The sequence below is a fragment of the Gemmatimonadaceae bacterium genome (genome assembly GCA_036273715.1).
Classification (GTDB): domain Bacteria; phylum Gemmatimonadota; class Gemmatimonadetes; order Gemmatimonadales; family Gemmatimonadaceae; genus JADGGM01.
Genome location: DASUHB010000016.1, coordinates 1 through 11,804 on the forward strand (window position 1 = coordinate 1; position 11,804 = coordinate 11,804).

Here is an 11,804-nt window from a genome sequence, read left to right on the forward strand (position 1 = left end):
ATCGTGCCGAGTTGGGACGATGACGTTCCCTTGGAGGAGAAGCTCCCATACTTTCCGGGAGCGCAAATGCAAATCACCATCCCGGAGCGCATCGCCGACAGGTGATCAATCACATCGACCTCAGCTCGGTCTTACGTCGCACCGTGTGCGACCTCTACACCGACCTCGTCACCCGCCCAACCGGGGCTGCGGTACGCGATGGGATCGAAAAACAGCTCGCCGAGCTCGGCGATCATACGCTCACCGTCATCGATTTTTCGTACGTCGGCCTGCTCGACTACTCGTGCGCCGATGAGATCGTCGCCAAGCTGCTGATGCGGAGTGCCGCAGCCGTCGCCGATGATCTGCCGCTCCGCGAAGCCTATTTTCTGTTCCGCGGCATCAGCGAATCGCACCTCGACGCGATCGAAACCGTGCTCGACCGTCACGGTCTCGCGATCGTCGCGCAGTCCACCGAAGGTTCCACGATGCTCGTGGGAACCGTCGGTGACCGCGAGCGCCGCGCATGGGAAGCAATGTGCCGGCTCGGCCGCAGCGTACCCGCCGACCTCGCTCGTGAAACCGGCATCGAAGTCGAGCAGGTCGGCGAAGTGTTGGACACGCTGTGTCGGCGGCGGCTCGTGATGCGACTCGAGGAAGGTTACATGGTAGTAGGCGGCATGGCGTGAGCGAGCGCACCAATGCGCCGCTGCGCGTGTTGCGTCTCGTCGCGACGAAAACCGGAGATGCAGAGCGCGGGTCCGCCATCTGGATGAATCCGGATGACGCGCGCCGACGACTCCTCATGGACGGCGAATTGGTGTGGGTGCACGGACCCAGACGCCACGAGCTGGCAACGCTGCACTATGATGATGACCTGCCGCGCGGCGAGGTCGTGCTGCGCGACATCGCAGGCGCCTCACCATCGGAGATAATCACCATCGTGAAGGTGGACACCGACAACCCGCCGCGGCGCGGAATACTCGCGTGACACGGGAGCCAGTATGATGCATCGCCGACGCCGGCAGGGATTCTCAACGGTCGCGGTCCACGGTGGCCGCGACACGCACGACACGGATACGCCTGTCGTTACTCCGATCTATCAGTCCGTCAACTTCGTTCAGGAAGTCGGAACCGAAGAGGGCCTTCGCTATCCGCGCTACGGCAACAACCCGAACAGCGAATTGCTGCACAAGCGCCTCGCGATGTTGGAAGGCGCGGAGGCGTCGCTCCTGCTCTCGAGCGGAATGGGCGCCACCACGTGCGCGATGCTCGCGCTGTTGCGACCTGGCGACCACCTGCTGGCGAGCGAATGGATTTACGGCGGCACCCACCGGCTGTTCACGCGGGAATTCGAGGCGATGGGCATCCAGGTGACGCTCGTCGATCCGATGGAAACCCGCGTCTGGCGCAAGCGCGTGCGCAAACACACGCGCGCGATTTTCGTCGAGACGCCCGTCAATCCGTCATGCCGCGTCATCGACCTGCGCCCCATCAGCTACCTCACGCAGGAGATGGGCCTTGCGTTAGTCGTCGACTCGACCTTCGCGTCGCCCGTCAACTTCCGGCCCCTCGAGCACGGCGCGGACGTCGTCATTCACTCGGCCACCAAGTACTTGAACGGCCACCACGACGTGCTCGCCGGCGCTGTGTTAGGCACGGCCTCGTACATCGAGGAAGTGCGGCAGAAGATGATGGTCTGGGGACAATCGCCGGATCCGTTCGCGGCATGGCTCCTCGAGCGCGGCCTCAAGACCATCGACGTCAGACTCCACCGGCACAACGAGAACGCGATGCGTCTCGCCCAGTGGTGCGCCGAGCGGTCCGAGTTCGCCCGCGTGCACTACCCCGGCCTGCCGTCGCATCCGGATCACGAAGTCGCGCGTGCAACCCTGGACGGATTCGGCGGTATGATGGCCGTCGAGCTCGCGGGTGGCGGCGATGCGGCCGAGCGCTTCATCAGCCGTCTGCGGGTCATGACGCACGCACCGAGTCTGGGAGGCGTCGACACGCTCGTCTCGGAGCCGCGATTCACGTCGCACGCCTCGATGACGCCCGCCGAGCGAGCCGCGATCGGCATCCCCGATGGCTTCGTCCGCATCAGCGTGGGCATCGAGGACGCCGACGACCTCATCGCCGACGCCGCCCAGGCGTTGAAATGATGACGTAACGGATGACGAGGGTCTGTAGTCATTGGACTGGAAGGCGGCTCCGCCAGCGAGCCGAGCGACCTCGACCACGGTCGCCCGCGTCCAGCGTCGGCCTGCCGCCACTCCTGTCCCAGCCTCCAGTAGCCAGCCAGTGATTCGCTTCTCGCACGTCACCAAGGAATATCCCCGCAGCGGCGTCGCCCTCAACAACGCCTCGTTCACCGTCGCCAAGGGCGAATTTGCGTTCCTCACCGGCCCCAGCGGCGCCGGCAAATCGACCATCCTCAAGCTGGTCTACATGGAGGAGCGGCCCACGTCCGGAGAAGTTCGCGTGGGCGGCATTCGGTCGAGCGACGTGAAGCGGCGCGAAGTCCCGAAGCTGCGCCGCCGGTTGGGCATCGTCTTCCAGGATTTTCGACTACTCGAGGATCGCACCGCCGAACAGAACATCGCCTTCGCGCTCGAGGTCACCGGGACGTCGCGCGATGCCATACCAGCCAAGGTTGGACGCCTGCTCACGCAGGTCGGGCTCGCCTCGAAGGGCACGAGCTTCCCGCGCGAGCTGTCGGGCGGCGAGCAGCAACGGGTCGCGATCGCGCGCGCGCTCGTCAACGACCCGGTGCTGCTCATCGCCGACGAGCCGACGGGCAACCTCGATGAGCGCGCCACGCGCGGCATCTTCCAACTGCTGCGCGACATCAATGCGTCGGGTACGGCCGTGCTCATGGCCACGCACAACCTCGAGCTGGTTCGCCGCTCGGAGTATCGCGTGATCGAGATCAACCGCGGCCAGATCGTCTTCGACTCTGCCGAGCGGGCCGCGGCCGAGCAGCCCGCTCCACCCGCCGTCTGATGCGCCTGACGCTTCGCGAAGTCTCGTTAGGCCTGAAGCGGGCGCCGCTCTTGAGCGTGCTCAGCGTTCTCACCATTGCCTTCAGCCTGTTCGCGTTCGGCCTCTTCGGACTCGTGGCGCTCAACGTGAGTGAAGCGCTCAAGCACGTCGAAGAGCGCGTGGAGATTCGCGCGTTCCTTGCCGACGGCGCGCCGGTCGAAGCCGTTTCCACGGCCGTCGGCGACATTGCGGCGTTCCCGGAAGTCGCGCACGTCGACATCATCACCCCCGAGCAAGCGCTCGCGCGCGCACGCAAGGAGATGGGCGAGTTCCAGGATGTGTTCGACGCGGCGGTGCTGCCGGCGTCGCTCGAGATCCGGCTCAAGCCCGGCTACCGCGATCCCGCCACCGTGCGCGAGGTGGCCGAGCGCGTGAAGACCTACTCGTTCGTCGACGACGTGCGCTACGGCGAGGAATGGGTGCAGAAGTTGTACAACATCCGCACCATCGCCGGCGCCACCGGTCTCGTGTTAGGCATCGCGTTCGCCGGCGTCGCCATCATCATCATCGGATCCACCATCCGGATGACGGTGCTGGCGCGGGCGCGCGAGATTTCGATCATGCGGCTCGTCGGCGCCACCGACGCGTTCGTGCGGCGGCCGTTCCTCGTCGACGGATTCGTCAAAGGCGTCGTCGGCGGCCTGCTCGCTCTGGCGCTGGCCTGGGTGGCCTACCGGCTCGTCGACCAAACGTTAGGCATCTCCAGCGCGTTCTTCCAGGCCGGATCGGCGGCGTTAGGCGTCTTGATCGGCGGTGTCATCGGCCTCCTCGGCAGCGCGATGTCGGTGGGCCGCCACCTGCGCGATGTCTGACGGCGTTGTCCGGCCGTGTCCGGCCCTGTCCCGCCTTGTCCGCCTGTCTGACGGCGTTCTCCGGACTTGTCCGGCCCTGTCCCGCCTTGTCCGCCTGTCTGACGGCGTTCTCCGGCCGTGTCCGGCCCTGTCCCGCTTTGTCCGCCTTTGGGTGCTGGTGATCGCCGCTGCCGTCGGCGGTCCGGTCCCCGCCTCCGCGCAGTCCGCCGCCCAACAATCCAGCCCCGAAGCCCGGCTCAAAGCAGAGCGCACCAAGCTCGACTCCTTGCGCGCCGAGCGCGAGCGGCTCGAGCAGCGACGCCAGTCGCTGCAGAGCACCGTGCACGACCTCTCCGAGGAAGTCGACAATCTCAACCGCGAAGCCGACATGACCGCCCGTGTCGTGCACTCGCTCGATGCCCAACTGGATGCGATCAACGCCGAGGTCGCCAGCACCACCTCCGATCTGGTCGACGCGCAGGACGAGCTCACCGTCAAGCGCGTGATCCTCCAGCGGCGCCTGGTCGACATCTACAAGCGCGGACCGCTCTTCTCGCTCGAGGTGATGCTGTCGGCCAACAGCTTTGGCGACCTCATCGCGCGCTATAAGTACCTCCACCTGCTCGCCCTGCGAGACCGCGTGCTGGTGCACCGCGTGGAAGACCTACGCAATCAGATCGACCGCCAGCGCGGCAACCTGGTTCGCTTCCAGAGCGACATGGAGGAAAACCGCCAGGAGAAGGCCGATGAGGAGCAGCACCTGCGCGACCTGCAGTCCCAACAGGCGGCGAGCCTGCGCGATGCCCAACGGAACGCGCGCCTGACCGACCGCCGCATCCGACAGCTCGCCAGCGACGAGGGACGCCTCACCAGCGTCATCGCGTCGCTCGAGGCGGCCCGCCTGCGCGCCGAGCGCGCGTCGCCTAACGCACCGCGCTCGGCCGGCGTGTTCAGCGGCGCCAGCCGCCTCGACTGGCCCGTCGACGGAACCCTCCTCTATACCTTCGGCCGCGTCGTCAACCCGAACAACACCACCGTGCGCTGGAACGGCATCGGGATCAAAGCCGCCGAGGGCGCCCAGGTGCACGCGGTTGCCGCCGGCAAAGTGCGCGTCGCCGAGCCGTTCGGCACCTACGGCCTCACCGTCATCATCGAGCATCCCGGCGGCGACTACTCCGTGTACGGCTCGCTCGAAAAAGTCACGGTCAAGAAAGGCGACGTCGTCGGCAAGGGCGATGTCATTGGCTACGTCGGATCCACCGACCCCGACCTCGGTCCGCATCTGCATTTCGAGATGCGCCCGGAGGGAAAACCGGTCGATCCGCTCGACATCCTGAAGCCCCAGCCGTGAACGCTACCGCCATTCGTTTGGCGCTCTGCGCGTGACACCCACCAGCGCCGCCGCTACTTTGTGCGTATGACGGGTGTGTTCGCCACCTTCCGCTCGCGCCGTTCGCGGCTGTCCCGCGTCGTCGGCCTGCTCGTGCTCATCGCACAGGTCGTCGCCGTCGGCATTGCGCCGAGCGCCGAAGCATTGGCGTCGCACAGTGCGGCCGCGCACGTCGAAGATGCAGGCATCCACCTGCACCACAGCCACAATCCCAACGACTGTCCGGCATGTCTCGCGCTGCAGATCGGCGCGAATACGCTGCCGGCGCACGTCGATCGTGCCCGGCCGCTCCTCCAGCATGCCGACCCGCTGTGCGTCGCGCGGGCCGTCGACGCTCCGCGAGCGCGACGCGTCGATCCACACGCTCCTCGAGCCCCACCACTCCTCGTCGTCGCGTCCCGTTAGCGGGACGCCGGCGTGCCGTGGCCCCCGGGCCGCGCGCGCCGGCGGCATCCTCGCCTAACGGATGACACGGCCGCCGGCCGCCGGAGCCTCGTGCTCTCGCGTGCCGCGTGCCTGAGCGTTCCGGACCGGCCCTCGCCGCCCTCCGGTCACACCAGGACGAGGAAGTCACATGCACGTTGGGAAGATCGTTGGAGCGCTGACGTTGGCGTTTGCGGTCGTGGTGCACGCTCAACAGCCCGTGCCCCGCAGCCGGTCGGATTCCGCCGCCCGAGCCGACAGCGCGAGCGCCGCTGATTCTGCCCGCATCGCGCGCGAGATGAACCGCATCCGCGGCGAGGCCACGCATCCGCCGCCGGCCCTGTTCACGGACAGCGGCCCAACGCTGGTGATCACGCGCCAGCAAGCCATCGACTCCGTCCTCGCGCACAATCCGACGCTCATCGCGGCCCGCGAACAAACGGAGCAGGCGCGCGCCCGCGTCACCGAAGCAGTTGCGATCCCCGACCCGTCGCTCTCGGCAACGATCGTTGGGCAGAACGGCGCGCTCACGCCTTCGACGGCCACGGAACACGATTACGCGCTCAACCTCACGGTACCATTCCCCGACCGCATCCGGCTTCGCGGCAAAGTCGCCGGCGCCGATGTCCACACGGCCGAGTTGTCATACCTGCAGCTTCGGCAACAGCTCGCGTCCGAGACGTCGCAGACGTATGACTCGCTCCTCGTCGCGCTCCGGCACCTGGACGATTTCCAGCAGGCCAAGCAGTTGGCGCAGGATTTCCTGACGCGCACCGAAGCGCGCTTCGAGGGCGGCACGAGTCCGAAGCTCGACGTCATCAAAGCCAAGGTCGACGTCGCACAGGCACAGAACAATCTCATCGCCGGCCAGCGCGATGTCGCGAATGCGAAAGCGTCGATCAACCGGCTCATGGGTCGTCTGTTAGGCGCGAACATCCGTCCCGCTGATTCGCTCGAGATTCCCCCGCCGCTGCCGGCACTCGACTCGCTCGAGCGGCGCGCCGAGGCGCTTCGCCCCGAGCTGCGCAGTCTGGCCGCGCAGCGCGCCGGTGCGAGCGCCGCGACCACGCTGGCCAAGGAATTCTGGCTGCCGGACATCAGCCTCGGCGTCACACGGCTCAACGTCGTTGGCACGCCGGCCACCTACGACACCGGCATCGGCATCGGCTTTCCGCTGTTTTTCTGGCAGCACACCGGCGGCGAGGTCTCGGAGGCCGCGCACCATGAAAAGGAGCTCGCGGCTACCAATCGCGATCTCGCGGCGCAGGTGAACCAGGAAGTGCGCGTCGCGTACGCGGGCGCTGCGACGGCCTTGCAACAAGCGCAGTACCTGCACGACGAGCTCGTCCCCGAAGCCCAACAAGCCTATACGATCGCGTTCAACAGCTACAAACTCGGCGGCTCATCCGCGCTCGAGGTGCTCGATGCCGAACGCGATTTTCTCGATGCGCAGACGCAATACACCGACGCCCTCGGCGCCGTGAACGATGCCATCGCGCAGCTCGAGCTCGCCGTCGGCGCGCCGCTCGCGAGCGCACCATCCGGAGTTCCGCATGACTGACCTGCGATCGCCCATCCGATCCCGCGCCTGCCTAACGGTAGGCGCCGCGGTGTTCGCCGCCGCCGCGCTCGCGGCGTGTTCGAAGGACGCGCCGCCCCCATCCGAGGCGCGCGCGCCCGGCTACGGTGCCACGCCGGCGGCAAAGGCCGGCGAGCTGGTGCTGCCGCCTGCCCAACGGGAACGCATCTCCATCACCACGGTGGCGCCGACCCGGTACACGCCGCTCGTGTACGCCACGGGCACGGTGGCGTTCGACGGCGACCAGTCGACGCAGGTGCTGGCGCCGATCTCCGGACCCGTAACGCGCATTCTCGTGCAGCCCGGCGACGTCGTGCGGCGCGGGCAGGCGTTGGCGTACGTGTCGTCGCCGGATTACGCGGCGGCCGTCTCCAATTATCGGAAGGCAGCGGCGACCGCGCGCAATCTCCAGCACATCGCCGACCTCGACGTGCAGCTGTTCAAGAACGACGCGATTGCGCGTCGCGACATGGAACAGGCGCAAACCGACGCCGTGACCGCCGTCGCCGATCGCGACGCGGCTCTCGAGCAGCTCCGCTCGATCGGCGTCGAGGACTCCACGATCCAGGCGCTGCAGGAGAATCGGCCCGTCGCCAACGTGCAGGGCGCCATTCGCGCGCCGCTCGCCGGGACGGTCGTCGAGCGGCTCGTGACCCCGGGCCAGCTCCTCCAGGCCGGCAGCACGCCGTGTTTCACGGTGGCGGATCTGTCGCGCATGTGGGTGATGACCAACGTCTTCGAGTCGGACCTTTCGGATGTTCGGTTAGGCGATGAGGCCGATGTCGTCTCGAACGCATCGCCCACCGTCTTCCACGGCGCGGTCGACAACATTGCCGCCGAGGTCGACAGCACCACCAAGGCCACCGCCGCCCGCGTCGTCGTCCCCAATCCCGCGCGGCTGCTCAAGAAGGACATGTACGTGCGCGTCACCGTGCACTCGCACCACGAACACACGGGTCTCCTGGTCCCGATCGCGGCGGTGCTGCGCGATGAAGACAACAACCCGTTCGTGTATGTCCAGGACGCGAACGGCGCGTTCGAACGCCGGTCGGTCACGTTAGGCGAGCGCCTCGCCGATCGCTATCAGATCTCGGCCGGCCTGCAGCCCGGCGACAAGGTCGTTTCCGAGGGCGGACTCTTCCTCCAGTTCGCGCAAAGCCAATGACCGAACCCGCGGGTCACACACCGCCAGACGCGCCCGCCAGGGACGAGCGTCAATCGTACATCAACCGGCTCATCGGTAAATCGCTCGGCCAGCGGTTCCTGGTCTCGTTGCTCGCGCTGCTGCTCGTTGGCGGCGGCATCTGGTCGTTCCGCCGCCTGCCGGTCGACGCGTATCCGGACCTCTCGCCCACCATGGTCGAGATCATCACCCAATGGCCCGGCCATGCGTCGGAGGAAGTGGAGCGGCTGATCACGGTGCCGATCGAAGTCCAGATGAACGGATTGCCCAAGCTGAAAATCATCCGCTCGATTTCGCTCTATGGACTCTCGGACGTCATCCTCACGTTCGAGGACAACACCGACGACTACTTCGCGCGCGAGCAGGCGTTCGAGCGTTTCCCCGACCTCGACCTGCCGGACGGCGTCACGCCGGACATGGCTCCGCTCTCGTCCCCCTCCGGTCTCGTCTACCGCTACGTGCTCGAGAGCAACGACCGGTCGGCGATGGAGCTCAAGAACATCGACGACTGGGTGATCACCAAGGCGTACAAGTCGGTGAGCGGCGTGGCCGATGACTCTCCGTTAGGCGGAGAGACCATGCAGTACCAGGTGTTGCTCGACCCGACCCGCCTCGCCGGCGCCGGCCTCACCGTGCCCGAGGTACAGAACGCCCTCTCGAACAACAACGGCAATTCCGGCGGCGGATTCTACTCGGAGGGCGGCCAGTTCTACTACGTGCGCGGCCTCGCCCGCGTCCACACGCTGGATGACATCGGCAACATCGTCGTCGCCGTCCACAACGGCACCCCGATCCTGGTCAAGGATCTGGGCGACGTCATCATCGGCCACGCACCACGGTTAGGCCAGTTCGGCTTCGATGAGACCAATGACGCCGTCGAAGGCGTGATCCTCATGCGGCGCGGCGAGCAGACGCAGACCGTCCTCAAGGGCGTCGAGGCGATGACGAAGCAGCTCAACGACTCGGTGCTGCCGCGCGATGTCCGCATCCGACCCTTCTACGACCGCAGCGACCTCGTCAACCTCACGACCCGCACCGTGGAGGACAATCTCATCCGCGGCATCCTGCTCGTGATCGTCGTCCTCATTTTTTTCTTGTACGACGTCCGATCCGGGCTCATCGTCGCCGTCGCAATACCGATGTCGCTGCTGTTCGCCTTCATCTGTCTCGACATCAGGCACATCCCCGCGAACTTGCTTTCGATCGGCGCCATCGACTTCGGCATACTCGTCGACGGCGCGGTCGTGATGGTGGAAAACATCCACCGACAACTGGCGCTCAAACACGGCACCGAGTACAACCTCCTCGAAGTCATCACGGCTGCCGCAGCCGAGGTGGACCGGCCGATCTTCTACGCCGTCGCCGTCATCGTCGCCGGCTTCCTGCCCATCTACGTGCTCGCGGGCCCATCCGGCCGCCTGTTCCGTCCGATGGCAGACACCACGATCTTTGCGTTAGTCGGCTCGCTCATCGTCACGCTCACCCTCATTCCGGTGTTGTGCTCCTGGCTGCTCAGGCGCGGGGTGAAGGAACGCCGGAACAAGGCATTCGAGTGGGTCAAGAACTGGTACGCGCGCGCGCTCGATGCATGCCTCGCACATCCGTGGATAACGACCATCGTGTCCACCGCCGTGTTCGTGCTCTCGCTGCTGCTGATTCCCATCATCGGCGCCGAGTTCATGCCGCACTTGGACGAGGGCGCGCTGTGGGTGCGCGCCACCATGCCGTACACCATTTCGTTCGACGAAAGCGCGGCCATCGTGCCGAAAATTCGCGCGATTCTGCGCTCCTTCCCCGAGGTGACCGTCGTCGGCTCAGAGCACGGTCGGCCGGACGACGGGACCGATGCCACCGGCTTCTTCAATGCCGAGTTTTACGTCGGGCTCAAGCCGTACGACGAGTGGACGGGACCGTATCGCAGCAAGCAGGACCTCATCGACGCGATCGATAAGAAGCTCGAGACGTTCCCCGGCATCACGTTCAACTACACGCAGCCGGCCGAGGACGCCGTCGATGAGGCGGAGACCGGTCTCAAAAGCGCGCTCGATGTGAAGGTGTTCGGCACCGATCTCAACGTCCTCGAGAAAAAGGGGAAAGAAATCAAGCAGGTTCTTGAACATGTGCGCGGGATCGGCGATCTCACCCTCGTCCAGGAGCTCGGCCAACCCTCGTTGACGGTGACGGTGGATCGTGCCAAGATCGCGCGCTACGGCATCAACGCCGGCGATGTCAACGCCCTCATCGAAGCCGCAGTCGGCGGCGGCGTCGCGACACAAGTAGAGCAAGGCGAGCGATTGTACGATCTCGTCGTACGACTCGAGCCGCAGTATCGCGAGAATCCGCAGCAGATCGGCAGCATCCTCGTCGCCGCACCGGATGGCGAGCAGATTCCGCTCAAGGATCTCGCCGAAGTCGACGTGTCTAACGGAGCCTCGTTCATCTACCGTCAGGATAACAGCCGCTTCATCGGCATCCAGTACTCGGTGAACGGACGCGACCTCGCGAGCGCCGTGCAGGACGCCCAACAGCAGGTGAACAAGGCGGTGTCCATGCCGCCCGGCTATCACATCGTATGGGGCGGCGAATACCAGGAGTACACCGCCTCGCGAGCCCAGCTGCGCGTCATCCTGCCGCTCACGCTGTTCGTGATCTTCCTGCTGCTCTTCGTGCTGTACGGCAACTTCAAGTTCCCGCTCATCACCGTGTTCGGCGTGATTCTCTCGGCGCCCGTGGGCGGCCTGGTCGCGCTGCTCATCAGCGGAACGCCGTTCTCCGTCTCATCGGGTATCGGGTTTCTCGCACTCTTCGGCGTGTCGGTGCAAACCGCCGTGGTCTACATTTCATACGCCAACGAGCTTCGCACCGGCGGCGTGGGCATTCTCGAAGCGACACGCGAAGCGGCCGTGCTGCGCTTGCGTCCCATCATGATGACGGCGCTCGTCGCTGCGTTGGGCCTGCTGCCGGCCGCGTTGTCGCACGGCGTCGGATCAGATTCGCAGCGCCCGTTTGCGTTGGTCATCGTCGGCGGACTGTTCTCACGCCTGCTGATCAGCGTGTTCCTGATGCCGGCGCTGTATGCACTGGTGTCGCGCCAGGGAGACCGCCTGCAGGTGTAGCAGCGTGCGATTGACGCCCCCCGCACGCTTGCATATGCTGCTTGAGCGCCGGCCGTATCAGGTGCACCTTACGATGCGCACTCTCGGCGGCGCTCCGGCCCGCTCCCTGCAAGGGCATGGAGCGGCGTCCGGATATTCCTTTTGCACCAGAGACGATACCACATGGCAACGCAAACCACGCCCCGCGCTGAACCGCGTGAGCGCAAGGGCAACACCGGCCTCGAGGCGCTCGGACTCGCGCCCAAAGGAACCGTTCATTGGAACCTCGTCCCTCCCGAGCTCGTCCAGGCGGCCGTGCGCC

At 66.1% G+C, this 11,804-nt stretch carries 10 protein-coding genes; all 10 read left to right on the top strand.

Translation table 11 applies throughout. The features are described from left to right. Positions 1 to 101 precede the first annotated feature (101 nt). The 10 genes from VFW04_02980 to VFW04_03025 all read left to right on the top strand — a co-directional run bounded on the left by VFW04_02980 (position 102) and on the right by VFW04_03025 (position 11,503). Positions 102 to 668, top strand: a complete 567-nt coding sequence (locus VFW04_02980; protein HEX5178272.1) for a hypothetical protein — start codon at positions 102 to 104, stop codon at positions 666 to 668. Further along, positions 665 to 970, top strand: a complete 306-nt coding sequence (locus VFW04_02985) for a molybdopterin dinucleotide binding domain-containing protein (GenBank protein HEX5178273.1) — start codon at positions 665 to 667, stop codon at positions 968 to 970. The genes VFW04_02980 and VFW04_02985 overlap by 4 nt, the downstream gene beginning before the upstream one ends. 13 nt (positions 971 to 983) lie before the next feature. After that, positions 984 to 2,141: a PLP-dependent aspartate aminotransferase family protein gene (locus VFW04_02990; GenBank protein ID HEX5178274.1), complete on the top strand. Its 1,158-nt coding sequence runs from the start codon at positions 984 to 986 to the stop codon at positions 2,139 to 2,141. A 139-nt stretch (positions 2,142 to 2,280) separates the two neighbouring features. Beyond that, entirely contained in the window at positions 2,281 to 2,982 is a 702-nt protein-coding gene (gene ftsE / locus VFW04_02995; protein HEX5178275.1) for a cell division ATP-binding protein FtsE, read from the top strand. Beyond that, positions 2,982 to 3,833: a permease-like cell division protein FtsX gene (locus VFW04_03000; protein ID HEX5178276.1), complete on the top strand. Its 852-nt coding sequence runs from the start codon at positions 2,982 to 2,984 to the stop codon at positions 3,831 to 3,833. The genes ftsE and VFW04_03000 overlap by 1 nt, the downstream gene beginning before the upstream one ends. A gap of 151 nt (positions 3,834 to 3,984) precedes the next feature. Beyond that, the gene (locus tag VFW04_03005) at positions 3,985 to 5,163 is read left to right on the top strand and encodes a peptidoglycan DD-metalloendopeptidase family protein (GenBank protein HEX5178277.1); all 1,179 of its coding nucleotides are present in this window, start codon (positions 3,985 to 3,987) and stop codon (positions 5,161 to 5,163) included. Between the two features lie 66 nt (positions 5,164 to 5,229). Continuing rightward, complete coding sequence (locus VFW04_03010; GenBank protein HEX5178278.1) at positions 5,230 to 5,607, top strand: hypothetical protein; 378 nt, start codon at positions 5,230 to 5,232, stop codon at positions 5,605 to 5,607. Between the two features lie 169 nt (positions 5,608 to 5,776). Next, positions 5,777 to 7,186, top strand: a complete 1,410-nt coding sequence (locus VFW04_03015) for a TolC family protein (protein ID HEX5178279.1) — start codon at positions 5,777 to 5,779, stop codon at positions 7,184 to 7,186. Beyond that, entirely contained in the window at positions 7,179 to 8,369 is a 1,191-nt protein-coding gene (locus tag VFW04_03020; protein ID HEX5178280.1) for an efflux RND transporter periplasmic adaptor subunit, read from the top strand. The genes VFW04_03015 and VFW04_03020 overlap by 8 nt, the downstream gene beginning before the upstream one ends. Continuing rightward, entirely contained in the window at positions 8,366 to 11,503 is a 3,138-nt protein-coding gene (locus VFW04_03025) for a CusA/CzcA family heavy metal efflux RND transporter (protein HEX5178281.1), read from the top strand. The genes VFW04_03020 and VFW04_03025 overlap by 4 nt, the downstream gene beginning before the upstream one ends. Positions 11,504 to 11,804 lie beyond the last annotated feature (301 nt).

What these genes read in the sequence shown, in the direction of transcription:
- VFW04_02990 (HEX5178274.1), top strand. Translation starts at nt 984, where the DNA reads ATGATGCATCGCCGACGCCGGCAGGGATTCTCAACGGTCGCGGTCCAC.
- VFW04_03000 (HEX5178276.1), top strand. Translation starts at nt 2,982, where the DNA reads ATGCGCCTGACGCTTCGCGAAGTCTCGTTAGGCCTGAAGCGGGCGCCG.
- VFW04_03010 (HEX5178278.1), top strand. Translation starts at nt 5,230, where the DNA reads ATGACGGGTGTGTTCGCCACCTTCCGCTCGCGCCGTTCGCGGCTGTCC.
- VFW04_03015 (HEX5178279.1), top strand. Translation starts at nt 5,777, where the DNA reads ATGCACGTTGGGAAGATCGTTGGAGCGCTGACGTTGGCGTTTGCGGTC.
- VFW04_03020 (HEX5178280.1), top strand. Translation starts at nt 7,179, where the DNA reads ATGACTGACCTGCGATCGCCCATCCGATCCCGCGCCTGCCTAACGGTA.
- VFW04_03025 (HEX5178281.1), top strand. Translation starts at nt 8,366, where the DNA reads ATGACCGAACCCGCGGGTCACACACCGCCAGACGCGCCCGCCAGGGAC.